The organism is Rhodococcus sp. MTM3W5.2 (assembly GCF_001984015.1).
Taxonomy (GTDB): Bacteria; Actinomycetota; Actinomycetes; order Mycobacteriales; family Mycobacteriaceae; genus Rhodococcus_G; species Rhodococcus_G oryzae.
Map to the genome: position 1 here is coordinate 829,653 of NZ_CP019572.1, position 26,037 is coordinate 855,689.

At 69.6% G+C, this 26,037-nt stretch carries 26 protein-coding genes and 5 pseudogenes; 17 read left to right on the plus strand and 14 right to left on the minus strand.

Annotated features, from left to right (window positions below; translation table 11 throughout):
* The first annotated feature begins 13 nt into the window (after positions 1-13).
* The 5 genes from BTZ20_RS27665 to pyrE all read left to right on the plus strand — a co-directional run bounded on the left by BTZ20_RS27665 (position 14) and on the right by pyrE (position 3,256).
* On the plus strand, positions 14-610 hold the full coding sequence (locus BTZ20_RS27665) for a hypothetical protein (protein ID WP_223263622.1): 597 nt from the start codon (positions 14-16) through the stop codon (positions 608-610).
* Entirely contained in the window at positions 541-1,023 is a 483-nt protein-coding gene (locus tag BTZ20_RS27670; protein WP_223263623.1) for a DUF5666 domain-containing protein, read from the plus strand. The genes BTZ20_RS27665 and BTZ20_RS27670 overlap by 70 nt, the downstream gene beginning before the upstream one ends.
* Before the next feature lie 81 nt (positions 1,024-1,104).
* Positions 1,105-1,848 (plus strand): hypothetical protein, encoded by a 744-nt coding sequence (locus BTZ20_RS03900; protein WP_223263624.1) that lies wholly within the window; start codon positions 1,105-1,107, stop codon positions 1,846-1,848.
* Between the two features lie 258 nt (positions 1,849-2,106).
* Positions 2,107-2,679, plus strand: a complete 573-nt coding sequence (locus BTZ20_RS03905) for a LemA family protein (RefSeq protein ID WP_223263625.1) — start codon at positions 2,107-2,109, stop codon at positions 2,677-2,679.
* Positions 2,680-2,725: 46 nt separating this feature from the next.
* A complete protein-coding gene (pyrE, locus tag BTZ20_RS03910) occupies positions 2,726-3,256 on the plus strand; it encodes an orotate phosphoribosyltransferase (protein ID WP_077040452.1) in 531 nt (176 codons plus the stop codon).
* 4 nt (positions 3,257-3,260) lie between these two features.
* On the opposite strand, the gene BTZ20_RS26550 is transcribed toward pyrE, so the two are convergent.
* The 4 genes from BTZ20_RS26550 to BTZ20_RS03925 all read right to left on the minus strand — a co-directional run bounded on the left by BTZ20_RS26550 (position 3,261) and on the right by BTZ20_RS03925 (position 5,919).
* Positions 3,261-3,545, minus strand: coding sequence for a hypothetical protein (locus BTZ20_RS26550; protein WP_145982201.1), 285 nt, complete (start codon positions 3,543-3,545; stop codon positions 3,261-3,263).
* The gene (locus BTZ20_RS03915) at positions 3,509-4,099 is read right to left on the minus strand and encodes a DUF5602 domain-containing protein (protein ID WP_145982202.1); all 591 of its coding nucleotides are present in this window, start codon (positions 4,097-4,099) and stop codon (positions 3,509-3,511) included. The genes BTZ20_RS26550 and BTZ20_RS03915 overlap by 37 nt, the downstream gene beginning before the upstream one ends.
* Positions 4,100-4,183: 84 nt before the next feature.
* Entirely contained in the window at positions 4,184-5,470 is a 1,287-nt protein-coding gene (locus tag BTZ20_RS03920) for an MFS transporter (RefSeq protein ID WP_077040453.1), read from the minus strand.
* Positions 5,467-5,919 (minus strand): MarR family winged helix-turn-helix transcriptional regulator, encoded by a 453-nt coding sequence (locus tag BTZ20_RS03925; RefSeq protein WP_077040454.1) that lies wholly within the window; start codon positions 5,917-5,919, stop codon positions 5,467-5,469. Before BTZ20_RS03925 ends, BTZ20_RS03920 begins: the two co-directional genes overlap by 4 nt.
* A gap of 120 nt (positions 5,920-6,039) precedes the next feature.
* Here BTZ20_RS03925 and galT point away from each other — a divergent pair, with 120 nt between their 5' ends.
* Entirely contained in the window at positions 6,040-7,158 is a 1,119-nt protein-coding gene (gene galT, locus BTZ20_RS03930; RefSeq protein WP_083742509.1) for a galactose-1-phosphate uridylyltransferase, read from the plus strand.
* A pseudogene (gene galK, locus BTZ20_RS03935) lies at positions 7,155-8,337 on the plus strand (galactokinase). Before galT ends, galK begins: the two are co-directional and overlap by 4 nt.
* A gap of 78 nt (positions 8,338-8,415) precedes the next feature.
* Here the strand turns inward: galK and BTZ20_RS03940 are convergent.
* The 4 genes and pseudogenes from BTZ20_RS03940 to BTZ20_RS03955 all read right to left on the minus strand — a co-directional run bounded on the left by BTZ20_RS03940 (position 8,416) and on the right by BTZ20_RS03955 (position 11,364).
* A complete protein-coding gene (locus BTZ20_RS03940; RefSeq protein WP_077040455.1) occupies positions 8,416-8,928 on the minus strand; it encodes a hypothetical protein in 513 nt (170 codons plus the stop codon).
* A gap of 158 nt (positions 8,929-9,086) precedes the next feature.
* Complete coding sequence (locus BTZ20_RS03945) at positions 9,087-9,704, minus strand: FHA domain-containing protein (protein ID WP_077043470.1); 618 nt, start codon at positions 9,702-9,704, stop codon at positions 9,087-9,089.
* Between the two features lie 97 nt (positions 9,705-9,801).
* A pseudogene (locus BTZ20_RS03950) lies at positions 9,802-10,400 on the minus strand (phosphoribosylanthranilate isomerase).
* Positions 10,401-10,476: 76 nt separating this feature from the next.
* On the minus strand, positions 10,477-11,364 hold the full coding sequence (locus BTZ20_RS03955; protein ID WP_189636585.1) for an esterase/lipase family protein: 888 nt from the start codon (positions 11,362-11,364) through the stop codon (positions 10,477-10,479).
* A 251-nt stretch (positions 11,365-11,615) separates the two neighbouring features.
* On the opposite strand from BTZ20_RS03955, the gene BTZ20_RS03960 reads away from it, so the two are divergent.
* Positions 11,616-12,320 carry a lysoplasmalogenase gene (locus BTZ20_RS03960; RefSeq protein WP_077040457.1) on the plus strand — a complete coding sequence of 235 codons (705 nt, stop codon included), beginning with the start codon at positions 11,616-11,618 and terminating at the stop codon, positions 12,318-12,320.
* A gap of 28 nt (positions 12,321-12,348) precedes the next feature.
* Here the strand turns inward: BTZ20_RS03960 and BTZ20_RS03965 are convergent.
* Positions 12,349-12,794, minus strand: a pseudogene (locus BTZ20_RS03965) (hypothetical protein).
* 47 nt (positions 12,795-12,841) lie between these two features.
* Between BTZ20_RS03965 and BTZ20_RS03970 the strand changes: the two are divergent.
* The 4 genes and pseudogenes from BTZ20_RS03970 (at position 12,842) to BTZ20_RS03985 (ending at position 16,167) form a co-directional block, all read left to right on the plus strand.
* Entirely contained in the window at positions 12,842-13,630 is a 789-nt protein-coding gene (locus BTZ20_RS03970) for an SDR family oxidoreductase (protein WP_077040458.1), read from the plus strand.
* An 88-nt stretch (positions 13,631-13,718) separates the two neighbouring features.
* Positions 13,719-14,331: pseudogene (locus BTZ20_RS29665) on the plus strand (hypothetical protein).
* Between the two features lie 17 nt (positions 14,332-14,348).
* Positions 14,349-15,011: a TrmH family RNA methyltransferase gene (locus BTZ20_RS03980; protein WP_077040459.1), complete on the plus strand. Its 663-nt coding sequence runs from the start codon at positions 14,349-14,351 to the stop codon at positions 15,009-15,011.
* Positions 15,012-15,045: 34 nt separating this feature from the next.
* Entirely contained in the window at positions 15,046-16,167 is a 1,122-nt protein-coding gene (locus BTZ20_RS03985; protein WP_077040460.1) for a glycoside hydrolase family 76 protein, read from the plus strand.
* 10 nt (positions 16,168-16,177) lie between these two features.
* Here the strand turns inward: BTZ20_RS03985 and BTZ20_RS03990 are convergent.
* A pseudogene (locus BTZ20_RS03990) lies at positions 16,178-17,997 on the minus strand (glycoside hydrolase family 15 protein).
* Positions 17,998-18,146: 149 nt separating this feature from the next.
* Here BTZ20_RS03990 and BTZ20_RS03995 point away from each other — a divergent pair.
* Positions 18,147-19,292, plus strand: coding sequence for a GTP-binding protein (locus BTZ20_RS03995; protein WP_077040461.1), 1,146 nt, complete (start codon positions 18,147-18,149; stop codon positions 19,290-19,292).
* A gap of 9 nt (positions 19,293-19,301) precedes the next feature.
* Here the strand turns inward: BTZ20_RS03995 and BTZ20_RS04000 are convergent, their stop codons facing one another.
* From BTZ20_RS04000 to BTZ20_RS04010, 3 genes are all read right to left on the minus strand, one after another.
* Positions 19,302-20,024, minus strand: a complete 723-nt coding sequence (locus BTZ20_RS04000; RefSeq protein WP_077040462.1) for an antibiotic biosynthesis monooxygenase — start codon at positions 20,022-20,024, stop codon at positions 19,302-19,304.
* A gap of 92 nt (positions 20,025-20,116) precedes the next feature.
* Entirely contained in the window at positions 20,117-20,767 is a 651-nt protein-coding gene (locus BTZ20_RS04005) for a DedA family protein (protein ID WP_077040463.1), read from the minus strand.
* A 4-nt stretch (positions 20,768-20,771) separates the two neighbouring features.
* Entirely contained in the window at positions 20,772-21,494 is a 723-nt protein-coding gene (locus BTZ20_RS04010) for a VTT domain-containing protein (RefSeq protein WP_077040464.1), read from the minus strand.
* Positions 21,495-21,724: 230 nt separating this feature from the next.
* On the opposite strand from BTZ20_RS04010, the gene fbaA reads away from it, so the two are divergent.
* Positions 21,725-22,762: a class II fructose-bisphosphate aldolase gene (gene fbaA / locus BTZ20_RS04015; RefSeq protein WP_027502545.1), complete on the plus strand. Its 1,038-nt coding sequence runs from the start codon at positions 21,725-21,727 to the stop codon at positions 22,760-22,762.
* Positions 22,763-22,845: 83 nt separating this feature from the next.
* Here fbaA and BTZ20_RS04020 read toward each other — a convergent pair whose 3' ends face one another.
* On the minus strand, positions 22,846-23,658 hold the full coding sequence (locus BTZ20_RS04020; protein WP_145982203.1) for a hypothetical protein: 813 nt from the start codon (positions 23,656-23,658) through the stop codon (positions 22,846-22,848).
* A gap of 27 nt (positions 23,659-23,685) precedes the next feature.
* Here BTZ20_RS04020 and BTZ20_RS26555 point away from each other — a divergent pair, with 27 nt between their 5' ends.
* From BTZ20_RS26555 to BTZ20_RS04035, 3 genes are all read left to right on the plus strand, one after another.
* Positions 23,686-24,252 carry a hypothetical protein gene (locus tag BTZ20_RS26555; protein WP_077040466.1) on the plus strand — a complete coding sequence of 189 codons (567 nt, stop codon included), beginning with the start codon at positions 23,686-23,688 and terminating at the stop codon, positions 24,250-24,252.
* A gap of 170 nt (positions 24,253-24,422) precedes the next feature.
* On the plus strand, positions 24,423-24,839 hold the full coding sequence (locus tag BTZ20_RS04030) for a DUF3151 domain-containing protein (protein WP_077043471.1): 417 nt from the start codon (positions 24,423-24,425) through the stop codon (positions 24,837-24,839).
* A 37-nt stretch (positions 24,840-24,876) separates the two neighbouring features.
* Positions 24,877-25,971: an FUSC family protein gene (locus tag BTZ20_RS04035; protein ID WP_223263884.1), complete on the plus strand. Its 1,095-nt coding sequence runs from the start codon at positions 24,877-24,879 to the stop codon at positions 25,969-25,971.
* Positions 25,972-26,037 lie beyond the last annotated feature (66 nt).

A 26,037-nucleotide genomic window follows, 5' to 3' on the forward strand; every position in this document is an offset into this window, starting at 1 on the left:
GCAGGCCCGAGACATGAACAACACGGACGATCCGCGCACACCGCAGGAGCGAACCGGCGACGGTACCGAGCCGTTCGACGCCGGCCCCGACCCCACCACGGAGTGGGCTCCGGCCGCCGAGGGCGCGGCTCCGGACCAACCGACCGAGGTCTGGGCCCGCAGCGCCGATCAGCCGACGCAGCAGTTCGACCGATCGGCCGGGCCGGTGACGCCGCAATACACCACGGACCCGCATCAGGCCTACGGTCAGGTCCCGCCGAATGCGACGCAGGCGTACCCGACGTATCAGGGGTACGACCCGAATCAGCCGCCGAACGCGACGCAGGCGTACCCGACGTATCAGGGGTACGACCCGAATCAGCCGCCGAACGCGACGCAGGCGTACCCGACGTATCAGGGGTACGACCCGAACCAGCCGCCGAACGCGACGCAGGCGTACCCGACCTATCAGGGATACGACCCGAACCAGCCGCCGACGCCACCGCCGACCGGCGCGTCCCCTACCTCGACGGTGATCAGAAGAAGGGGCCCAGCAAGGGCGTGCTGGCGGTTGCCCTGGTCGTGGCGGGGCTGCTGCTCCTGGCGGTCGTCGGTCTCGGCATCATGCTGATCGGCGGCGGCGGCGCGGACTCCCCGAGCAGCGCGTCGGCCCCGGTGACGAGCACCCTGCCCCGGGCCAGCACCGCACCGCCGCGGACCTCCGAACCCCCAGCCACCAGCGCCCCGGACCTCTCGCAGATCCCGGGCGGTGTCGGCGAGGCGATCGGTGCGGCTGGTGCGGCCGTCGGGACCATCACCTCCAACGACGGATCCACGTTGATCCTCGACGGAATCGGCGGCTCCGCGGTCACGGTCGCCACCAACGAGTCCACCAAGATCATCTCGCTCAGCGGCGCGAAGGTCGGCGACCTCAAGCCCGGTGACACCGTCGTGGTCCAGGGTGAGAAGGGCGATGACGGGTCCGTCCTCGCCAAGGTGATCGTGAACACCACGCTCCCGGACCTCGGGAACTTCGGGAACTGACGGCGGATCCGGCAGATGATTTCGGTCCCCGTGCGAGCCGAGTGCCGCGCGGGGGCCGTTCAGTCGATATTGTGACTGGCGATGACGCTTATCTGGTTCGGACTCTCAGCGATCGCGCTCGTGGGCGCGATCGTGCTCCTGTCCATCGATCGCAGCAGGCGTGACCAGTTCGGTCGCGTCCGGCAGATCTGGGCGAAGGCGCAGGGCTACACCTACAACGAGTCGGATGAGCACCTGCCGTCGCGTTGGCACCGGGCCGCGCTGGCCAAGCAGGAGTACCTCGGGGCCGTCGACGTGGTGCACGGCATCCGGCGCGGTGAGAACTTCGTGCTGTTCGATGTCGAGGAGACGACGACGATCGTCGCGGTCCAGCGCACCGTCGGGTCCGACGTCGACATCGATCTCCGGCTCCGGTCGACGCCGCCGCCGAAGGATGCGGACATGAACCTGCTCGGCTCGATCGGGCCGCGGGTGGTGTTCGCCACCGACCTGGAGATCGCCCGACGGGTCTGCGATCAGCGCATGGTGCACTTCACGGAGTCGGTTCCGCCGCATGTGCAGATGCTGTGGAGCGAGGGGGAGTGGACGCTGGGTTCGCTGCCGGTCACCAGCAATGGCCGGGAGTGGGACGCCGCGATCGATGCGGTGGCCCGGCTCTCCGGCATCCTGCACGTGCTGCCCCCCGTTCTCGACTCGGCGCCGGAGGCGCCACCGATGGACGCCCCGTCCCCCGCGAGCTGCCGGACTGGGAGCGCTCGCCGTACTCGGCGCCGGATGCGGACGAATACCCGCCGCCGAACGTTGTTCCGCTGGCGCGCACCGTAAATCACGATCCGGGACGTCCGTACCCGCACGAGGGCGACGTCGACCAGGACCCGCGCGGCTGAATCAGGCCTGGCGTACGGCCAGTGGGTGGACCCGGTGTGCGAGCGCCCCGGGGTGTGAGTAGATTGCACGCCTGTGACTCTTGTGACGGTTGTGGCGGTCGTTGCTGTTGTTCTTCTTGTGACGTGGGCGGTGTCCGTGGTTCGGCGCTTGCGTCGATTCGAGGGAAACCTCACCGCGAGTCGGGCCCTACTCGATGTGGAACTCAAACGACGGTGCGATCAGGCGCCTGAGCTGATCGCCGCTGCCCGGGCAGCGGCGATGCCGTCCGAGATCCTGGCCCCGTTGGTCGGTGCTCGGTCGCTGGCCGTCGCGCTGCGCGAGCAGGGCATGAGCCTCGGCGAGCAGGCCGGCTCCGAGAACGCGCTGTCGGTTGCGCTGCACCGGTTGATGTTCGAGGTGGAGTGCAACCCGAATGTCAAGCACGACTGGGCTATTCAGCGCCCCGCGCTCGAGCTGAAGGTGACCGAGCAGCGGATCATCGGAGCGGCCCGGGTCTACAACGACAGTGCCACCGCGGTGAACCGGCTGGTGCGCTCGGTTCCCGCCGGGGTCGTCGCGCGGCTGGTGGGCGGGCAGCAGGTGCCGCTGTTCGAGGCGACGGTCGTCGAATTGCCGATCGGTCCCGACGTGGCCGCGGAGGCGCATGCCCTGCACGACGTCGCTCCGCTGGCTCCCCTCCATGACGAGGTTGTTTCGCCTGCGCCCCTCCATGACGACACGGTCGCCCCCACGGGCCGGGAAGCGGACGTTCCCGGGGCCCTGCTCTAGCCGACTACGCTAGGCGTCGAAACTGGACGCGAAGAGGAGCGGTCGAATGACGGAGAAGGCGGAGCTCGCAGGGCTCGTACGCGAGCTGGCTGTGGTGCACGGGAAGGTGACTCTGTCCTCGGGCAAGGAAGCCGACTACTACGTGGACCTGCGTCGCGCGACGCTGCATCACCGTGCCGCACCGCTGATCGGGAAGCTGCTGCGCGAGCTCGTCGCGGACTGGGACTTCGATGCAGTCGGAGGCCTGACCATGGGCGCGGACCCGGTGGCCATGGCCGTCATGCACGCAGAGGGCCGGCCGATCGACGCCTTCGTGGTGCGCAAAGCGGCCAAGGCGCACGGCATGCAGCGCCAGATCGAGGGCCCCGACGTGGTGGGGAAGCGGGTGCTGGTCGTCGAGGACACCACCACGACCGGCAACTCGCCGCTCACCGCCGTGCGCGCGCTGCGCGAGGCAGGCGCGATCGTCGTCGGCGTGGCGACCGTGGTGGACCGCGCGACCGGAGCGGACGCCGTCATCGCCGCGGAGGGCGTGGAGTACCGATCGCTGCTCGGCCTGGAGGACCTGGGCCTCTAGCGCGTCACGATGCCTGGCGCAGCACCATGCCGCCCATCGTGATGACGTACTCGTCCGCGGCGTCGTCGAACGTGACGGCGACGGTGGTGGGGTAGTAGCCGCTGCGCTGATAGGCCTGCGGCTGCTTGATGCTCCGCACGGTGTTCGGCTTGGTCAGCAGCCACTCGCGGGTCACCATCGGTTCCATGAAGGTGTAGTCGCCGTCCCAGGTTCCGTTGAGGAATGCCAGCGTGAACTGGTACGGGCCCGGGATCACCCCGTCCGCGACATCGAACCAGTGCACCCCCATCGCGGGGACGCCTGTGGCACGAGCTTCGGCCCCAGCATCGGGAAGTAGTCCGGCGGGAGGTAGCGCGGGTCCGGTAGCCGCAAGCCCTTCGCCTCGAAATCCGGACTCGCCGGATCGATCTCGGCGACCGCGGCCTTGTCGGCCATGTAGAAGTGCGTGTCGAAGTGCGGCTTGTCGAACATGCCGCTTGGGCCGTGGCCGTGGTCGTTCCAGTCGAGGGTGGTGTGATCGAAGACCGTCGCGGCGGCCTCGTCGGGCAGATCGAGTTCGAAGGTCGCCACGTCGTCGTGGGTCGCGGGCAGGCCGTCCATCGCGCCCTCGGACAGCCGCATGCCCACCTCGGTGGGATTGCCAGCGGCGTCGAGGGTGACGAAGCTGTGGGCGGTCCCATCGCCGACCCGAACCGTCGGGCCGTCGAACACGCCCGGGCCGTCGGGGGCGGCTGCTCCGACGGTGGCGGGCTGGTCCACCGGCGCGTGGGTACCCCCGGCCATGGTCAGCGTCGCACACGCGACGATCAGTCCGGCGGACAGGAACCGGCGGCGTGGACGCATCGTGCACCTCGGCTTCCGTGGTGATTCACGTACCCGTCGATGCTAGTGCCGATGCCCCGGGGCGGCGGCCCCTTTCGGTGTCGCCTAGTCCGAACCGGCGGTGATGGCCGCGGCCTCGTCGACGCTGTGCGGTGCCGGGTCGTGGTCGTCGACGTGCGCGAGCACCCTGCGCCCTGTGGACAGCACCACGATGGCGGCGGCCGTGCAGAGCGCGCCGACCCAGAACGGCAGGTGCGCGTTGCTCTCGCCGAGCTTGCCCGCCACCCAGGGCGCGGCGGCGCCGCCGACGAACCTGACGAAGCTGTACGCGGCGGACGCGGTGGAGCGCTCGACCGGCGCGGAGATCATCACGGTCTCGGTGATCAGGGTGTTGTTCACGCCGAGGAACAGGCCGGCAAGGACCACGCAGACGATCAGGACGGTCTTGTTCTCGGTGAACAGCGCCATCACCGCGAGGTCGACCGCGAACAGGGCCAGCGCGAGCATCATCATCGGCAGCGTGCCGAACGCCCGCTGCAGCCGCGGCGCCAGGAACACCGACGAGATCGCGAGCATCAGACCCCAGCCGAAGAAGATGAAACCGATTGCGTAGGTGCCCATGTCGAGCGGGAACGGGGTGTACGCGAGCAGGGTGAAGAAGCCGTAGTTGTACAGCAGCGAGGTGATCGCGACGGTGAGCAGGCCCCGGTGCCGCAACGCGAGGAACGGGGCGGACAGTGACGTCCGGCCGGACTTCGGTGCGGGCGTGGCGGGCAACATCACCACGATCAGGATGAAGGCGACGGCCATCAATGCGGCGACGCCGAAGAAGGGGGCGCGCCAGCTGACGCTGCCGAGGACGCCGCCGACCAACGGCCCCACCGCGATACCGATGCCGAGCGCGGCCTCGTACAGGATGATCGCCTTCGCGACGCCGCCGCTCGCCGCGCCGACGATCGTCGCCAGCGCGGTCGCGATGAACAGCGCATTGCCCAGGCCCCAGCCGGCGCGGAATCCGACGATCTGCCCGACCGTGCCCGACATCCCGGCCAGCGCGGCGAACACCACGATGATCGCCAGGCCCAAGAGCAGCGTCTTCTTCGGGCCGATCCGGCTCGACACCACGCCGGTGATCAGCATGGCGACACCGGTCACGAGCATGTACGAGGTGAACAGCAGCGACACCTGCGAGGGGGTCGCGTCGAGCTGCTCGCCGATCGGTTTGAGGATCGGGTCCACCAGGCCGATGCCCATGAAGGCGATAACGCTCGCGAACGCGACCGCCCAGACCGCCTTCGGTTGCTGCAGGATGCTCTTGCTCTCGGTGCCGGCGCTGGTGGCCGTGTCGGTGACTGTCACGGGCTCTTCCTTTGTGTCGCTGGTTTCTCTCATCGCTGTGTTGACGCCTTGATAGCGGCCCGAAGGTCCGCCAGGCTCTGCGAAAGTCGTTCGATCTGTTCGGGTTCGAGGTCGCCGAGGTGGGCGGCGAGCGCGGTGCCGATCTCGGCGCGGGCCTCGCCGAGCCATCGGCGCCCGGCCTCGGTCATCCCGACCACCACCGCCCGCGAGTCCGCGGGGTCGCGATGCCTGCTGGCCAGGCCGGCATCGGTGATCTGCTTGAGCAGGGCGGTGGCCGTCGGCTGTGAGCAGCGATCGATCCGGGCGAACTCGCTGATGCGGAGCTCGCCGTACTCGTCGAGGTGCGAGAGCGCCCGCATCCAGGCTCGTGGCCGGTCGTCGGTCGCGATGGAGGAGGCGAGTCGGGTGAATCTCGACGTGTTGGTCACCAGCTCCGCGAGAACCTCGCGCAGGCGGCGCTCCGCCGGGTGTTCGGATGCCATGGAAATATTATTGCATAGGCAAACTATGTATGTGAACCCTGTGGTCGGACAGGCCGGTGAGGCGCGTGGGGCACAATCTGTGCGGCGGCAAACACGGGTGAAGGGCAGGGATCAGATCCGATGACGATCCGGAGGACGGCGACGGCGCTCGCCGACGGCCGAGAGCTGATCTATTTCGACGACTCCGAGCCGTACGTGAGCGGGGCGGCGACCCGGCAACTACACGACACCCGTGACCTGTCGCCGATCCGGGTGGAGTCGACCATGCGTTTCGACGTGCTCTCCGGCGAGTGGGTGACGATGGCCGCGCACCGGATGGATCGGACCTTCCTGCCCGCGGCCGACGCGTGTCCGCTGTGTCCGAGCGGACCAGGCCGTGCGCCGACGGAGATCCCCGCCGACGACTACGACGTCGCCGTCTTCGAGAACAGATTTCCGTCCCTGGCAACCGGCGCGGTGGCGCCGCCGACCGACCACGTCGACGACGAGTCCCTGTGGCCGCAGCGGGCCGCGGCCGGCCGTTGCGAGGTGGTCTGCTTCACCAGCGACCACGGCCGCAGCTTCGCGGAGCTGCCGGTGGGCCGGGTGCGCACGGTGCTCGGCGCGCTTGCCGATCGGACCAGGGAGCTGTCGGCCTTGCCTGGCATCGAGCAGGTCTATTGCTTCGAGAACCGGGGCGAGGAGATCGGTGTGACATTGGCGCACCCGCACGGCCAGATCTACGCGTACCCGATGCTGCCCGCGAACACCGGCGCGCTGCTGCGGCAGTCCGAGCGGCACCTGGCGCGGACCGGGCGATCGCTGCTGCGTGACGTGCTGGACGCGGAGCGACGCGCGGGCAGCCGGGTCGTGCTCGAAGGTGAGCACTGGACGGCCTACGTCCCCGCCGCCGCGCGGTGGCCGGTGGAACTGCACCTCGCGCCGCACCGGGACGTCCCCGATCTTGCCGCGTTGGAGGCGGCCGAGCTGGACGAGCTGGCGCACGTCTACCTCGACATCCTGGGCCGCCTGGATCGGTTCTTCGAAGGGGTGGAACGGCTTCCGTACATCGCCGGGTGGCATCAGGCGCCGGTCGGGGAGCAGCGCGCGCTGGGCAGGCTGCACCTGCAGCTGTTCTCGCTGATGCGGTCCCCGCACCGGATGAAGTTCCTCGCGGGTTCGGAGTCGGGGATGGGGGCCTGGGTCAGCGACACCACGCCGGAGCGGATCGCGGCGCGCTTTCGGGAGATCGCGCCGTGAGCGAATGGGTGGAGTCCGCATCGGACTCGGCGTTGGCCGCGTCCGTCATCGATCGGTTCCGGGGTCAGTTCGGCACGGACCCGGAGGGCGTGTGGGCGGCGCCGGGGCGGGTGAACCTCATCGGCGAGCACGTCGACTACGCCCAGGGCCTGTCGCTGCCGATCGCGTTGCCGCACAGCACCGTCGTCGCGGTCGGGCGCAGGCGCGACGGGATGCTGCGGTGCGGGTCCGACCTGGGAGCCTGGACCGGACGGGTCGACGAGATCGCACCGGGTAACCCGCAGGACTGGGCGGCATACCTCGCGGGTGTGGTGTGGGCGATGCGGCGAGACGGACTGCTGGACAGCGATTTCGGCGGCGCGGACGTGGCGGTCGAGTCCTCGGTGCCGATCGGTGCTGGCCTCTCCAGTTCGGCAGCACTCGAATGCGCGCTTGCGCTCGCCCTGGCGGAGCTGTCCGGGGCGCCGACCGACGACGCAGGCCGCGCCGCGCTGGCCGCCAGCTGTGTGCGGGCGGAGAACGACATCGCGCTGGCCCCCACCGGCGGCATGGACCAGGCGGTCTCGTTGCGCGCCGAGGACGGTCACGCGCTGCTCGTCGATTCGCGGGACGGCGGCGTCACCCCGGTGCCGTTCGACCTGGCGGGGAGGGGCTGGCGCTGCTGGTGATCGACACCCGCGCCCCGCACCGGTTGGTCGACGGCCAGTACGCGCGGCGCCGGGCATCGGTGGAGGAGGCGGCCGCCGCACTGGGCGCCTCGCTGCGTGACGTGACCGACGTGTCCGCGCTGACCGATCCGGTGTTGCGGAGCCGTGCCGGGCACGTGGTCTCGGAGATCGGCCGGGTGCGGGAGGTGTTGTCCCTCATGGATTCCGGTCGCTACCGCGAGCTCGGCCCCTGCTGACGGCGTCGCACGTTTCGTTACGCGACGACTACGCGGTGTCCTGCCCGGAGCTGGACTGCGCGGTGGACTCGGCGCTCGCGGCGGGCGCGCTCGGATCCCGGATGACCGGCGGGGGCTTCGGCGGATCGGCCATCGCGCTGATCGATGCCGGTGCGGCGGAGCGCGTGGCGGCCGAGGTGCTGGCTGCCGCGCGGTCCCGCGGGCTCACCGAACCGCGCTTCCTGCAGCTGCGGGCCTGCGCCGGTCCGGCCCGTCACGTGTCGCTCACAAGCTGAACGGGGGCTCGGAGGCCGGTTTCGCGTGAAACCTGACCGCCGAACCCCCGCTCAGTGGTGTTCAGTGGGTGCAGCGGATCAGGGGATGATCGCGTACGCCCCGACCGGCAGCGAGTACTGCGGCCGGAGCTCGTTGACGTAGGGATTGATGAAGGTGGCCTGGATGGTCAGTCCGGTCACACCGGGACCGGGGTTGATCTCGGTCCGGACCGACTCGCCGGGACGTTCGCCGAAGTTGAGCTCGACGGTCTTGGCGTGGCCCGCCAACACACCGAGGCCCCACACGATGTCGGCCTTGATGCGGCAGACCGGATTCGCCGCCCACTCCGGGCCGACCCCGTGCATGCCGCGCGAGGTGAGCACCACCGTCGCGAGCCCAGGCCGGGCCGGATCGGTCTCGACGAGGGTGTCGATGACGCCGTTGCAGAAGGCGTTCTGCCCGAGCACCGGCAGCAGCGGGCCGGTGAAGAAGGTGTGCAGGATGGGCGCCGGTGCGGGCGCGGCCGAGGCCGGACCGGCCAGGCCGACCAACGCGGCTGCGGCGACGGTGCCCGCACCGATCGCGCGCACGGCAAAGCTACGAATACTCATGTGAATCCCCCGTTGTGTGATGTGTCATTCCCCGGCCGTGACCCCGGCGTCGAAGCGCCAGCGGGTCGGCCGAGGACATGTTCTCACAGACCAGGGCCCCGAAACCAACCGCGCAGTCTGTACGTGACGATCGGGCGGCCGGGTCGCGGGGCGGATTCTCAGAGCTCCCGGTCGGTGACGACGCCGCTCTGCAGCGCGCGCTCGGCGAGCCGCGCCCGCTTTCGATTCTGTGGCAGATCCTCCACGCCGAACTTCGAGAACAGCGTCCGCAGATGGGTCTTCACCGTCTCGACACTGACGAACAGCCGCTCGGCGATCTGTTGGTTGGAGGCCGGCTTGCAGGCCGCGGCGTTCTCTGTGAAGGGCCGGCAGAGCTCGACCACGATCGCCCGCTGGGCGGGCGTCAACGGGGCGTGGGCGGGCACGGCGTCGGCCATCCCCGTCGGGTCACAGCTCGTAGCTGTGTCGTGGAAGGTCAGCACCGAGGAACCGATCCCGATGGTGTCGCCCGCCTGCAGGCGCCTGCGCCCGCTCAGCCGCTCGCCGTTGACGAACGTGCGGGTGCGGGAGAGCCCGTCGTCGACGATGGTCCAGTGGGTGCCCGTCCACTCGATCGCCGCGTGCAGGAGCGCGACGTCGTGGTCCGACGCACACGCGATATCGGCCTCCCGGGACCGCCCCACGGTGACCCGGGGCGAGTCCTCGACCAATGCGAGTTCGCGATGAATCCCGTCATCGTCGGTGTAGCTGAGACGGGGCCCATCCAGTTGGCTCACGGCCACCCCAATGCGCGCCTCGGTGGGCACTGACACACATGCCCCTGACCGTCCAGTCTAGTTCCGATCGGCGGCGGGTCGGCCGGATCAGTGGGCGCTAACCGCGGCCGCGCACCGCGGTCACGAAGGCCGCCATCAGTTCCGGATCCTTGACGCCCCGACTCGACTCGATGCCGCTGGAGACGTCGACGCCCCAGGCTCCGCTGGCGTCCAGCGCGTGCGCGACGTTGTCGGGGTCGAGCCCGCCTGCGAGGATCCATTGACCGCTCGGCAGCAGGGACCGGTCCTGCCAGTCCCAGGTGACTCCCGCCCCGGCGACGGCACCGTCGACGAGCAGGAGGTCCTCGCCGAAACCGGTCGCCGGATCGCCGGAGCTCCCGGTGTTCAGCGCCCGCACGACCCGGAGTCCGGCGTCGTGCAGGGCCGCGACCTCGTCGGCGGAGCGCAGATCGTGCACCTGCACGACGTCGATTCCCGCGGTCTTCGCCGCGGAGACGATGTCGGCGATCCCGGTCCCGGTGAACACCCCGATCGCGAGGACGCCATCCGGGACACGCTGCCTGAGCTGTGCGGCTGCCTCGGGGTCACCTGGCGTGGGCTCCGCGCGAAGACGAACCCCACGGCGTCGACGCCGAGCTGCACGGCGCGGTCCACCGTGGCGTCGTCACGCAGGCCACACATCTTGATGAATGTCATTGAGATCGCCGATCCTCCGTGTGCTCGTCCACTCGAGGATAGGGGCCGGCCGAGGGAGCTCGGTCATCGCTCGGTGTCACCGATAGAGCTGATCCACGATCCAGCTCGCCGTGTTCGGGTTTGATCGAAGGCTCGAGTGGTCCACGGCGGGGCCGCCAGGAAAGGCGTCTTCGAAGAAGACGTTGGTGACGCCGGGCTCGGTGATGAAGGAACACGTGCCGGGCGGCGTCGCGACCTGATCGTTCTTCGTGGCCATCACGGCGTAGCCGACGCCGGGTTGGGCGATGGGCCCGTCCATGAGGGTCCGATAGACGTCGGATACCGGCGTCAGTTGGAGCGCCGACGCCATCCCGGGAATCAGCGTTGCCAGCGCCGGTGCGAGGAAGGGCAGCGCCTCCAGCACCTGCACCGGGGTGACCGGCAAGTCCTTGATTCCGTACTGGGCCAGGAAGCCCGCGCCGTCGCAGCCGCGGGCCTCCGGCGCGAGCAGCACCATGTCGTGCACATCCGGCGCGCCGCCGAGCACCTTGACGAAGTAGTTCGCGGGGACGGAGCCAGCCGAGTGGGCGACGATGTCGACCTGGGGTGCACCGGTGGTGTCCTTGACCTTCTCGACGAACTGCGCCAGCTGGCGGGCCGCTCCGGCCATGTCTCCCGCCCAACGTCGGCCGTCGACGACCCCGCCCTGGAACACCAGGGTGCAGGCGCCCTGTTGCCGTAGCGCCGAGACGACCACCTCCCACTGGGACGCCGCCTCCGAGGTGCTGCCGTCCGATCCGGGCAGGACCAGTACGGGACGGGGTCGGGCGCTGCTGGGTCGGCAATCGATCGCGGGCTCGACCACTGTTCCTGTTGGAAGAGCCGGAGCCGCCGAGCCGCTGTCGGGCGCGGCGGTGGCCGGCGCCGCCGATATCGCGAGCACCCCCGCGAGCGCTACGCCGAGGACCCCCAGCCGCATCGACATCGATCGGGCACCATGTTTGATCGCCATCTGTGAAACGCCCCCTGTGAGCCGAGCCGACCGGCGAAATCCGATCGCGATCAAGGCCTTCGATCACATGGCAGCAGACACCGTGATCGCCGTCAAGGCGAACCGCCGGTGCCGAGCGGGCTCGTGTGCTGGACCGATGTCGCCCGGTGCCGCCGCCGCTCCGACCCCGATCGAGCACCCGATACGCTCGAGCCACACGTCAACCGTCACCGAAAGAGGTAGAGATGCGGCTCGAGCATGCGGTGTTCCTCGGCGCGACCGGAGCCACCGTGCTCGGTGCGGTCATCGGGAACGAACGGCTGCAGCAGATCGCCAAGCCGCTGATCGCGCCGTCCCTCGCGGTCCGGGTTCTGCGCAAGCGCTCCGAGACCGACGCCGCCGACACCGCGCTGCTCGTCGGCGGCCTCGCGGCCGCGACCGTCGGCGACGTCTTCATGATCGACCCCGACAACGATGCCCGGCTGGTGCGCGGCGCGTCGTCGTTCGCCGTCATGCAGGCCAGCTACACGACGCTGTTGCTGCGACGCGGGGCCCGCCCCACCCTGCCCGCCGTTGTCCCGCGGAAGCTGGGCTGGCTCGGTGCGGCTGGGCTGCTGCGGGCCAGGGCTCGCACGGTCTCCACCCCGCTCACCGCGTACGGTGCTGCGCTGGCCACGACGTCCACCCTTTCGGCCGACCCGGCACTGGCCCCCGGCGCCACCACCACCGCGGGGATGGCGCTGCCGAACGCGGACCGGCGGAGCTGGCTCGGGCTCGGTGGGCTGCTGTTCACCGGCTCGGATGGCCTGATCGTGGTGCGGCGACTGTTCGTGCGCTCGGAGTCGGGCCGCCGGGCCGCCGAGGGCGTGGTCCTGGCGAGCTACGCGGCCGCGCAGTTCCTCCTGGTCGAGGGCATGCTCGCGCTCGGGCGGAAGAACCGCACCAACTAGGGCCCGGGCCGTCGAACCCACGGACCGATCAGGGGCAGAGCACGATCCGGTCCCGGTTGTGGGGGTCGACCCGGATCGGCACCGTCCGGCCTGGCGCGAAGCGCTCGCGCATCGAGGCGGGTACCTCGTAGACCACCCGGCCCGAATACGACTCTTCGCCCGGGACGGTGAGTGCGAGCCGCAGCTCGGTGAGTTGTCCGTGATCGGCGGTCTCGGCGAGCCGCTGCGTGCTCTCGATCTTGGCCCAGCCCTCGAGCCCCGCCGCTCCAGCTTCCTGTCCGCCCTCGTCGGCCGGTCGGCCCACATCATCCCGAGCCCGAGCGCCGAACCGTACGCGGCCAGCAGCCCGCCGATCTGGTACGGGACGGTGCCCGGCGGTGTGTGCTGGACGAGCCAGCCCAGCCAGATCGCCATGACGATCAGGTAGCCGACGGTGATGGTCAGCACCGTGCGGACGATGCGCTCGTGAAACATCGGATCCTCCACTCCCCAGGGTAGGCGCACCGCCTACCCTGGCCGACATGGCGAAGCAGACAGTGGTCATCACGGGTGCGGCGGCCGGGATCGGCAGGGCGACCGCGTTGGAGTTCGCGAGGGCCGGATACCTCGTCGGTGCCTTCGACATCGACGAGACCGGTCTCGCGGACCTCGCGCGGGAGATCCGCGCGGGTGGCGGCGAGGTCTCGACCGGGGTGCTGGACGTCACCGACCCCGAGCAGTGGGATGCGCGGCTCGCCGAGTTCGCGGAGGTGGCCTCGCACCGCCTCGACATCCTGGTGAACAACGCGGGGGTGCTCTCCTCGGGCCGGTTCGAGGAGATGTCGCTCGCCGAGCATCGGCGGATGGTCGACATCAACGTCGGCGGCGTCGTGCTCGGCAGCCGGGCAGCCTTCCCCTACCTGCAGGCGACGCCCGGTTCGCAGCTGGTCAACCTGTGTTCGGCCTCGGCGATCTACGGCCAGCCCGAGCTCGCCACCTACAGCGCCACCAAGTTCGCCATCCGGGGCCTCACGGAGGCACTGGAACTGGAGTGGCGGCGGCACCGCATTCGGGTGCTCGCCGTCTGGCCGCTGTTCGTGAACACCGCGATGACGGGGAACCTCGACATGCGCACCGCCGACTCGCTCGGTATCAAGCTGACCGCGACCGACGTCGCGAAGGTCGTCGTCAAGGCGACCAGGCGCTCGCACCGGATGCTGGCGAAGGTGCACTACCCGGTGGGTCACCAGGCGAGCGCGATGATGATGGCGGCGCGGTTCTCCCCGGCCTGGCTGACCAGGGAGATCAACCGGCGGATCAGCCACAGTTAGGGGGTCGCCGGGCCGGGGCCCCGACACCCGATCCCTTGCCCTCGGCGACCTCGGACCGTCGGCCACTAGAGTTCTGTGGCGACTGTCGATGAAGGGTGTGCGTGTGCGTTCAGGTCGGGTTGTAGCAGCGGTGTTCGGGGTCGCGGCGGTGTTCGGAGCTGCCGCCTGCGGCACCTCCGAGGCCGGTCAGGCACCGCCGATCAGTCTCGCGGTGCCCACGACCACCGCCTCCGCGCCGACCACCACCCTCGCGCCGACGACCACCACCACCGTGCCGCCCACGACGACGACCACCACCACCAGCGCGCCGCCCTCGACCACCGCGGTCGAGTACGCGCGCAACGAGGCGGTCTACTTCAGCTCGCCGACGGGTGGCTTCGAGTGCGGCATCATCTCTCTGCCCACCCGGACCGAGGCCGGCTGCCAGGGCGCCACCACCCGATCCCGGCCAGGCCGGAGAACTGCATGGTGAACTGGGGTAACGGAATCAGGGTGACGGGCAACGGCCCGGGGAGTTCCTGTGCTCCGGCGGTCCCGTCTACACCTCCGGCGTCTCGGCGGCGGACTCCGTGCTCCCGGTCGGGGACAAGGTGAGCTCGTTCGGGTTCACCTGCAAATCCGAGGCGAAGGGCGTGACCTGCGTCAAGGACGACACCGGGCACGGGTTCCGAATCGCGACCGACTCCAACGACACGTTCTGACAGATGCGGACACGGCGATGACCGACGACGAATCCGGCCCGACCGAATGGGGAGAGCACCCCAACGGGGTGGGGCCATGGGACACCGAGCGGGACGGCCCGCTGCCGACGGATCCCCGGTACGACCAGGAGCTGCTCGCGCTGGGTGACCGGCGCAATGTGGTGGACGCGTATCGGTACTGGACCCGCGAGGCGATCGTCGCGGACATCGACAGCAGGCGGCATCCGTTCCACGTCGCGATCGAGAACTTCGGCCACGACTCGAACATCGGCACGGTGGTCCGCACGGCCAACGCCTTCGCCGCGGCCTCGGTGCACATCGTCGGCAGGCGTCGCTGGAATCGCCGCGGGGCCATGGTGACCGACCGGTACCAGCACATCGTCCACCACCCCGACGTGGAGACGCTGTTCGAGTACGCGGCCCGCAGCGACCTGGCCGTGGTGGCGGTGGACAACACGCCGGGCTCGGTGCCGCTGGAGACCGCGAGCCTGCCGCGCGAGTGCATCCTGCTGTTCGGGCAGGAGGGCCCCGGCGTCACCGACCACGCGAAACGGTCGGCGGAGATGACCGTCTCGATCGCCCAGTTCGGATCCACCCGGAGCATCAACGCGGGGGTCGCCGCGGGTATCGCGATGCACGCGTGGATTCGCCAGCACGCCGACCTGGGGCGTGCCTGGTAGCGATTCGTCACATATATAGGCAAGATCGTTTGTTATGCAGCATCAGTGGGCCGAGCGCGCCGACGCCGCCGAGGAAGCCATGGTCTCCCGGCACGTGCGCCGGTTGTGGGCCCTGCCCGGCACCGCCCTCGGCGTGGTGGCCTGGCCGCCGGTGCGTCGCGAACGGCTCTTCTTCAGCTGGCACTACTGGTGGCAGGCGCACCTCCTCGACTGCGTCGTGGATGCGGCACTGCGCGATCCCACCCCCAAGCGTCGCCGTCGCATCACGAAAATTGCTCGGGCACATCGGGTCCGGAACATCGGCGGATGGACGAACAACTACTACGACGACATGGCCTGGCTCGGGATCGCACTCGAGCGTGCGCAGCGACTTCACCACCTCGACTATCGGAACGCCATCCAGGACCTGGAATCCCAGCTCTTCGATGCGTGGGCCCCTGACCAGGGCGGCGGCATCCCGTGGTGCAAGAGGTCCAACTTCTACAACACGCCGGCGAACGGTCCCGCGGCGATCATGCTGGCCCGGACCGGACGGCTGTGGCGGGCGCAGGCCATCGCGGACTGGATGGACGAGAAACTCCGGGACCCGTTCACAGGCCTGATGTTTGACGGCATCAGGACTGACGACGCGGACTCCCCTGGGGAGCTCGACCGCGAGATCTACAGCTACTGCCAGGGCGTGGCGCTGGGGACCGAGACCGAACTCGCGGTGCGGCTCGGGGCGCCCCGGCACCGGCACCGGGTGCACGCGCTGGTCGATGCCATCGACAAGCGGCTCACCGAGGACGGCCTGATCGTCGGCGGCGGGGGAGGGGACGGCGGCCTGTTCAACGGGATCCTCGCGCGCTACCTGGCGCTGGTCGCTGCCGAGTTGCCCGGCGATCGCGCGGCCGACGTGCGAGCCCGCCGGACCGCGGCGCAGATCGTGCTGGACTCCGCGGAGGTCGCGTGGGAGAACCGCCTCCAGGTCGAGGGACTGCCGCTGTTCGGGCGTGACTGGACGGCTCCGGCTCACCTGCCCGGCCTTGGCGACGGGATCGCCACCTTCACCGGCGGCACCGTGCGGTCATCCGACATCGCCGAGCGGGATTTCTCGGTGCAGCTCGGCGGCTGGATGTTGATGGAGGCCGCGTACGTGGCGTCGGGAGCGATCTAGGTCCCCGTCGTCAGCCCCCGGCCTTGATCACGCTGGTGACGGCGTCGATGAGCGCGAGGTGGGTGAACGCCTGCGGGAAGTTGCCCAGATGCCTGCCGCTCGAGGACTCGATCTCCTCGGCGTAGAGGTGCAGGGGGCTGGCGAAGGAGAGCAGCTTCTCGCACAGCATCTGGGCCCGGTCGACCTCGCCGATCATCGCGAGAGCGGACACCAGCCAGAACGAGCAGATCGTGAACGTGCCCTCCTCTCCCGAGAGACCGTCGTCCGTCTCCTCTGTCCGGTAGCGCAGCACGAGCCCATCGGTGGTCAGTTCGTCTGCGATCGTCAGCACCGTGGCACGGACCCGATCATCTTCCGGGGGAAGGAAACCCATGATCGGGATCAGCAGGGTGGCGGCGTCGAGGGCGGTGGTGTCGTAGTGCTGAACGAACACCCCTCTGGCGTCGACCCCGTTGGCGCACACGTCGGCATGGATCTCATCGGCCGCCTGCCGCCATCTGTCCGCGAGCTCGCCCGCCCCGCGATCCGCGGCCATGGATGCGCCGCGGTCGGCCGCCACCCAGCACATGACCTTCGATGCGGTGAAGTGCCGGGGTTCGCCCCGGACCTCCCAGATACCCCGATCGGGCTTGCGGTAGACGTCGATCGCACTGTCGACCAGCTGGGTGACCAGGGCCCACGCGGGAGGACCGAGCTGGCTGGCGTGCCTGACGTGGGTCGCGACCGACTCGATGAGCATCCCCCACATGTCGTGCTGGCGTTGGTTCCATGCGCCGTTGCCGATCCGGACCGGGTGGGCGCCGTCATAGCCGGACAGGTGATCGAGCGTGTGCTCGGTCAGGTCTCGTTCGCCGCCGAGTCCGTACATGATCTGCATCGGGCCGCTCGCCGCCGCGTCGATCAGGAACGCGAAGTACTCGAAGGCCACCCAGTCGTAGCCGAGTTCGAACAGGGCGTGCAGCATGAACGCCGAGTCCCGCACCCACGTGTAGCGGTAGTCCCAGTTCCTTTCTCCGCCAGGGGTTTCCGGAAGCGATGTGGTCGCGGCCGCCATCAGGGCACCTGAGGGGCGTAGGTGAGGCCCTTGAGGGTGAGGGCGCTGCGTTCGAGGTAGGGGCGCCACCGGTGGTCGGGAAAGTCGCCCTTTCTGATCCAGTCGCGCCACATCCGGTCGGTCCCGTCGAGCAGGCCGGTGGCCTCCTCGAGGCTCGTGACGGAAAGTCCGTTCCAGGAGAGCGCGACGAAAGCGGTATCCCCAGCGGACAACTCGGTCCTCGTGCCCGCCCGCGCCGAGCCGAAGGTGAGCCGGAGGTTGCTCGTCAGCGTCAGCGTGAGTTCGCCTCCGGAGCAGGTCGCGCTCTCGTAGCCCTCGCCCGAGTAGGTCCACGCGCCGGTCGACCTGCCGTACTCGAAGAGCGGCATGCAGTTGACGGTGATCTCGACGCTGCCCTCGATGCATTCCGCGGTGCGCAGCAACATGTCCTGAGCGACATGATCCGCCGGTGGCCGCCGGTACTCGTCCGACCGGGTGGTGCCGTTCCAGGGGCCCATCACCAGCGCGTCGCGCACCACCAGGGTTCCTGTTGGCAGGCACCAGGTCGTCTCGAGGACCATCGATCCCGGTAGGTAGCGACGCTGCGAGGGCGTCTGGACGTGCGACGGGGCGAACCGGAAGGACCCCGCGGACCGGTCGAGGAGCGCGCCGAACACGCTGGGGGCGTCCGGCCGGGGAATGCACAGCCACTCCACCGTGCCATCGGGTGCGATCAGGGCCGACGTCTGGCAGTCGGACAGGAAGGCGTAGTCGGCGATCGGAGGGAATTCGGACATGACCGCCGTCCTTCGTCTGGTCCTGCGGGGCGCCTATGTCCTGTGAAGGTACGCCGGGGCCCGGCGACCGTGCGTGATTTGTACCCCCATCGGGGTGCAACACGCGCACAGGTGGCGAAGCCGCAAATGGTAACCATTATCATTAAGGCATGACTTCAGCCCCGACAAAGAAGCTGCCCGTCACGGTCCTGTCCGGATTCCTCGGCGCTGGCAAGACGACCCTGCTCAACCATGTGCTCGCCAATCGCGACGGGCGCCGCGTCGCGGTGATCGTCAACGACATGAGCGAGATCAACATCGACGCCGCCCTGGTCGCCGGCCAGGGGCACCTCGACCGGACCGAGGAGAAGCTGGTCGAGCTGACCAACGGCTGCATCTGCTGCACGCTGCGCGAGGACCTCATCGAGGCTGTCGGGGCGCTGGCCCGCGACGGTCGGTTTGACCAGCTGATCATCGAATCGACCGGCATCTCCGAGCCGATGCCGGTCGCCGCGACCTTCGACTGGGAGTTCGAGGACGGGTTCAGCCTGAGCCAGGTCGCGCAGCTCGACACGATGGTCACCGTCGTCGACGCGTCGACCTTCCTCGGTGAGCTCACCCGCGGCCAGCGCCTCGCCGACCGCGGCGAGGTCGCCGGGGACGGTGACGAACGCACCATCTCGGACCTGCTCGTCGACCAGGTCGAATTCGCCGACGTCCTGCTGCTCACCAAGACCGACCTCGTCAGCGAAAAGGGTGCCGGGACGGTGGAGGCGACGCTCCGCAGGCTGAACCCGTCCGCGCGACTGCTGCGCACGGTGGCAGGCGTCGTCGACCTCGACGAGGTCCTCGAGACCGGCCTCTACGACCCCGAACTCGCCGCCCGGGCTCCCGGCTGGGACGACGAGCTGGCCGGTGGGCACACCCCGGAGACCGAGGAGTACGGCATCCGCAGCGTCACCTACCGGGCCGACCGGCCGTTCCACCCCGCGCGACTCGAGGTTGCTCTCGCCGAGCTGAAGGGGTTGCTGCGCAGCAAGGGATTCTGCTGGATCGCCAGCAGGCCCGAGGTCGCGGCGATCTGGTCGCAGGCGGGGCCGAACCTGACGATCGAGCCCGCGCAGCTGTGGTCGAGCGCCGAGGTGCCGCCGGGGCAGGAGCTCGTGTTCATCGGTGTCCGCCTGGACGTGCACGCGCCGAAACGGATCCTCGACACCGCCCTGCTGACCGACGACGAGTTGGCCGCGGGCCCGCGGTCGTGGGTCGACTACCCGGATCCGTTGCCCGCGTGGGAGCCCGGCGATCACGGGCACTGAGCTGTCGGATCACGCCCCCACGGCGACGCCGCTGAGGCTCAGTGCGGGCGCGTACCGCTTCATGCCGATGCCGGTGACACCGGGAAAGCTCTGTACCCGGTGCCACTCGGGCGTCGCCGAGCCGATGCCCTCGCCCCCGGCGAGGGCATCGATGTGCGCCTGCGCGCTCTCCCACTCGGCGTAGTTGAGCACCCGGGTCCCGTCGACGCTGACGTGGAAGTGCCCGGAGATCCCGCCGGGAGCCGGGGCCGGGTCGCTCTCCAGCGCCTCGAAGACGCCGTCCACCCAGGCCCGCTGCCGCGCGGGGTCGGGGCCGTCGAACTCGATGTCGATGACGATGATCGCGCCCGGCACCCGGCCGGCGTCCCCTGCGGAGCCGCCCCTGTTCCGGTACAGCTGGTACGTGTGCAGCCAGAGCCGCTCGATTCCGGGCACCGCTGCGTCGATCTCCGCGACCGTGTCGCTCCGCGCTCCCCTCAGCCAGATCCGATAGCTCTCCTCGTCGGCCCACTGCGAGTAGTGGAACAACGTCCGGCCGTCATCGCCGGTGTAGGCGCTGTAGGACAGCAGGTTCTCGTCGGGCCAGTCGCGCCGCTCCCAGGCCGCGGCGATCGCGTCGACCGCTGCCCGCTGTCGCTCGGGAGTGCCGACATCCCAGATGCTGGCATTGACGATGCCGGCACCGGAACGGGTGATCCGCGGCAGCGAGTGGGGGTTCCTGACGACGCTCATGGCTTGTCTCCGGTCTCTCGGGGGCGCTGGGGCCTGTGTCCTGAGGACCATCCTCAAACCTGAAGTTCAATTGAGGTCAAGCAGTGGTGCTGTCAGTCGACGGTGTAGTCGACGGGCGGCTTCGCCATCTCCTGCCGGTAATGCCGGATGCCGAGCACCGTGCCGACGATCAGGCACACCACCATCACCGCGAGCACCGCAGGCATCAGCCACGGGACGCGCTGGAGGAACTCGCCCGCGTAGAAACCGATCAGCAGCAGCACCGGGGCCCACGCGAGGGCCCCCAGGCTGCTCGCCACCGTGTACATGCGGTGGTTCATCCCCGCAGCGCCCGCGACCAGCGGGCACAGGGTCCGGACGAACGGAATCCAACGCGCCACCAGAACCGACAGGAAGCCGTGCCGGTCCAACAGGACATTGACCTTGTGCAGGTTCTCGGCCGTCACGTAGCGGCCCCCGCGGCGTGCCACCAGGTGGTGCCCGGTACGCAGGCCGATCCGATAGCCGACCTGGTTGCCCGCGATGGCGGCGACGGCGGCCCCAGCGGACAGCGCCCACACGTGGACTGAGCCCGAGGAGTGTCCGGCAAGCACGATGCCCGCCGTGATCAGCAGGGAGTCGCCGGGCAGGAACAGGCCGATGATGACGGCGCACTCGAGGAAGACGAAGGTGAGAACGATCAGCCACACCACCGCCGGACCGGCGGTTTCAAGTGGCGCAAAACTGCCGGCGGCGAGCGTCATCGACCTACGGCGTCGGGTCGTCTTGGGGCACGGGGGCCTCGGCCACCGGTGCGGGCGCGCGGCGCGAGGCCAGCAGACGCTTGCCGATCTCGATGATGATCGGGACCACCGACACGAACACGATCAGGATGAAGATCAGGTCGACGTTGTCGCGGATGAACGCGATCTGTCCGAGCAGGTAGCCGAGCAGCGTGACGCCCGCGCCCCACACGATGCCGCCGACGATGTTGTAGGTCAGGAACACCGAGTACTTCATCTTCGACGCGCCCGCGACCAGCGGAGCGAAGGTGCGCACGATCGGCACGAATCGGGCCAGGAAGATGGTGATCGGGCCGTGCTTCTCGAAGAAGGCGTGCGACTCGTCGATGTAACTCTTCTTGAAGAACTTCGCGTCGTTCGACTTGAACAACGCGGCGCCGCCCTTCGAGCCGATGAAGTAGCCGACCTGGTCGCCGAGGATCGCGGCGATCGGAATGGTCACCATCAGCACCCACAACGGAGCGAACGGTTCCACCTCGGTGGACTTGGACGCGGCGATGAGACCGGCGGTGAAGAGCAGTGAATCGCCGGGCAGCAGGGGGAACAGCAGCCCGGACTCGATGAAGACCACCAGCAGCAGACCGACGAGCATCCACGTCCCGAAGGAATTCAATAGGTTCACCGGGTCCAGGAAGCCCGGCAACAACGCCAAGTTGGTCACGGACTCCGAGGCTGCCTGCACAATCACGCGGCCCAGAGTACCGGCGATCGGAGCCGGGCTCACCGCCCGCGCCCCACGCCGCAGTCGGGACCGGGTGAACGCACGCCGTCGCGCCGGCAACCGTGAGGTCGGTGGAGGGCGGTGCGGGCAAGGAGTGGGAGAGGACATGGGGCGGGGTTTGCAATACTGCATGTACCCCCGGCGCCCCTGACATCAAGGGATGCGCCCCCTCGACTCTTTAAATGGAGGTCAGTTCCGTGCCGATCGCAACTCCCGAGGTCTACGCCGAGATGCTCGGTCGGGCCAAGGAGCACTCCTTTGCCTTCCCCGCCATCAACTGCACCTCTTCCGAGACCATCAACGCCGCCATCAAGGGCTTCGCGGACGCGGGCAGTGACGGCATCATCCAGTTCTCGACCGGCGGCGCGGAGTTCGGTTCCGGCCTCGGCGTCAAGGACATGGTCACCGGCGCCGTCGCGCTGGCCGAGTTCGCGCACGTCATCGCCGCGAAGTACGACGTGACCATCGCGCTGCACACCGACCACTGCCCCAAGGACAAGCTCGACGGCTTCGTGCGCCCGCTGCTCGCGATCTCGCAGGAGCGCGTCAACGCGGGCCAGAACCCGCTGTTCCAGTCGCACATGTGGGACGGCTCGGCCATCCCGATCGACGAGAACCTGGAGATCGCCAAGGAGCTGCTCAAGCTCTCGGCGGCCGCGAAGATCATCCTCGAGGTGGAGATCGGCGTCGTCGGCGGCGAGGAGGACGGCGTCGAGGCCGAGATCAACGACAAGCTCTACACCTCCAGCGAGGACTTCGAGAAGACCGTCGACGCGCTCGGTGTCGGCGAGAACGGCAAGTACCTGCTGGCCGCCACCTTCGGCAACGTGCACGGCGTCTACAAGCCGGGCAACGTCAAGCTCAAGCCCGCCGTGCTCGAGGAGGGCCAGAAGGTCGCGGCCGCGAAGCTCGGCCTTGCCGCAGGCTCGCAGCCGTTCGACTTCGTCTTCCACGGCGGCTCGGGCTCGCTGAAGTCGGAGATCGAGGACTCGCTGAACTTCGGCGTCGTGAAGATGAACGTCGACACCGACACCCAGTACGCGTTCACCCGCCCGATCGCCGGACACCTGTTCGCCAACTACGACGGCGTCCTCAAGATCGACGGCGAGGTCGGCAACAAGAAGGTCTACGACCCGCGCAGCTACCTCAAGAAGGCCGAGGCAGGCATGACCGCTCGCGTCATCGAGGCCTGCAACGACCTCAAGTCCGCCGGGCGCTCCGTCTCCGGCAGCTAGTTTGCTCGCACGAAAGTGCAGCTACCGGCTCGGCCTCTCGGCCGATGCCCCGGTAGCTGCACTTTCGTCGTTTCCGGGCTAGGTCAGCAGACCTTCCACGCGTCGCCGTCGCGCTGCAGGTTGAACGAGCGCGCCGAGCTCTCGTTCGGGGCCGCGCCGGTGTGGACGGTGGCCTGGGCGATCGCGGTGTCGTCGGTGATCGAGACCGTGTCGATGCTCTCGACGACGGGGATCGACCGCTGGTCGACCGCCACCCGGTACACGTCGGCGAACTCGGCGTCGGGGATCTGGGCGTAGTACGACGCCAGGTCGCCGCAGGAGATCGTCCGCAGGGTCGCGAGATCGCCGCCCTCGATCGCGTCGACAAAGGTGTTGATCGCGGTCTTGACCTGGTCCTCCGCCGAGTTGCTGCTGACCGTCGAGGTGAGCAGGTAGGCCCCGCCCGCAGCGGCGGCCAGCACGACACCGACGGTGACGAGGATCGGCCATCGCTTCTTGCCGGTCGACGCGGGCTCCGGGGCGGGAATCTTCGCGGGGCCCGCGACAGGAGGTGCCGGGCGCGGCGGCGCGGCGACGGGAGAGGCACCCGCGGGCGGCCGGACGGTCGGTGCGGGCCGGCCGGGACCGACCTTGGCCGGCGCGGCCTTGGGGCGCGAGACCTGGGTCGGGGGCACCACGGCGGCGGGCCGCGCGGGCGGCGGTGTGACCCTCGGGAGGGCGACGGTGGCGTCGTCGGGGGTGGCAGGCGGCGGCGTGGCCCTCGGGAGGGCGACGGTGGCGTCATCGGGGTCCCGGCCGCGGCCGCAGGCGCGGACTTCGGGGCAGCGGTGGGCGCGGGCGGGGCGCCTGCGGGCACGACCTTTCGCGGTGCGGCCGTCGGAGCCTGCGGCTTCCATGCCGCGCCCGACCGCTCCACAGGGACGGTGACCGCGGCGAATTCGTCCTCATCGGTGTCGGTGTCCGTCGGCTCGGGCTCGGCCGGTGCGCGGACGTCCTCGACCTGGGCCTCGGCGTCCGATTCGGGCTCGGCCTCGGGCTCGGCCTCCACCTTGGACTCGACGTCTGTCGCCGCCTCGGCGTCGGGCTCGGCGTTCGCCTCAGGGTCGGGCTCGAGCTCGGGCTCGGGCTCCGGCTTGGACTCGACGTCCGTCGCGGCCTCTGCCTCTGGCTCCGGCTCTGTTTCGAGCTCGGACTTCGCGTCGGTCACGGTCTCGACCGGCGCGGGGTCCTCGGCCTTCTCGGTGTGCTCCGCCGATTCCGATGCGACCTCGTCCGTCGTGTCGGTGTCCGGCGTGTCGGTGTCCGGCGTGTCGTCGGCCGCATGCTCGTCCGCCTCCGCCTCCGCCTCCGCCTCCGCCTCCGCCTCCGCCTCGCCGGCGGCATCGCCTGCGACGTCGGGTTCGGTGGCGGGGGTCTCGGCCTCGGTGTTCTCCTGTGCCTCGGCGTCCGTCGTCTCCGGCGTTGTCACCGAGGCGTTTCCGGTGTCCTGAGCGTCCGCGCCGGTCGCTGCCCGGTCGCTGCCGGGTTCCGCGCTCTGGGCGGCAGAGTCCTTGGGTTCCGGGTTCTTGGGGTCCGACACGTCCGCCCTCTCGTTCGCCATTCCTGTTCGTGACTGTGGGCAGCCTATCGAGCGACCGGTGGTCGGGGCACAATGGTCGGCATGACCTCTTTCGGTGACCTGCTCGGCCCCCAGCCCACCCTGCTGCCCGGAGACGACGACGCGGAGTCCGAACTCCTGAACAAGGCGGACCCCAAGCAGGTTGCGGCCGACCATCCGACGGCGTCCATCGCGTGGGCCTACCTGGCCGAGGCCGCACTCGCGGACGACCAGACGATCACCGCCTACGCGTACGCGCGCACCGGCTACCACCGCGGGCTCGACCAGCTGCGACGCAACGGCTGGAAGGGTTTCGGTCCGGTGCCGTACAGCCACGAGCCGAACCGCGGGTTCCTGCGCTGCGTCGCGGTACTGGCCAAGGCCGCCAACGCGATCGGCGAATCCGACGAGCACGCCCGCTGCCTGGACCTGCTCGAGGACTGCGACCCAAGGGCCGCCGAAGCACTTGGCCTCGGCTAGCCCTCAATTCTTCACCGCCGACCGGGGCCGCGCTCGACTGAGGGCCTCGGTCAAACGGCTGCGCGGATCGGCGTTTCCCGTCCTGCAGTGCGCGCTCGCCGCCGGACTCGCCTGGTGGATCGCCAATGACCTGATCCACCACCCGAATCCGTTCTTCGCGCCGATCGCGGCCGTCGTCTCGCTTGGCCTGTCCCTCGGGGCGCGGCTGCGGCGGTCGGTGGAGCTGCTCGCGGGCGTCACCGTCGGCATCGGGATCGGCGACCTGCTGATCTCCCAGATCGGCACCGGCGCCTGGCAGATCGTGCTCGTGGTGATGCTGGCCATGTCGACGGCGATCTTCCTCGACGGCGGGCCGATCATCTCCATGCAGGCCGGCACCTCCGCGGTGCTGGTCGCGACGCTCATCCCGCCCGAACGTGGCGGCGGGCCCGACCGGATGATCGACGCCCTCATCGGTGGCCTGGTCGGGATCCTCGTCGTCGCGTTCGTGCCGACCCATCCGGTGCTGCGGGCGCGGCAGCACGCCGCCGCGATCCTCGGCACCGCGGGGGAGGTGCTGCAGCTGGTGGCGGACGGGCTGGTCGAGAACGACCCGGAACCGATCGTCAAGGCGCTGCAGAAGGCCCGCGACACCCAGTCGGCGATCGACGGGCTTCGCTCCAACCTGATCGGTGGCAGGGAGATCAGCCGGGTGTCGCCGCTGTACTGGAACTCGCGCGAACGCCTCGCGCGGTTGAGCGCCACCGCCGATCCGATCGACAACGCGATGCGCAACATCCGGGTGCTCGCGCGACGATCGCTGACGCTGGTCCGCGACGACGAGATCCTCGATCCGCGGTTGGTCGACGAGGTGGAGAAGCTCGCGCAGGCGCTGGAGGTGCTGCGCCGGATGATGCTGGCCGATCCAGGCGAAAAACCCGACCAGGCCGACGCGGCCCGGGTGCTGCGCTCGGTGGCGTCCGGGGCGAAGGCCGAACTGGTGGAGAACGCGGGCGTGTCCGCGACCGTGGTGTTCGCGCAGATCCGCTCGCTGACGGTGGACCTGCTGCAGGTCGCGGGCCTGAAGCGGATCTCGGCCATCGCGACCCTGCCGCCGACGGTCGCGCATCCCTACTATCCGCCGGAGCAGTAGCGGCGACGATGTAGCCACATATGCGAATGTATGCATATGATGGACGCGAACCGCACGAAGGGGAGC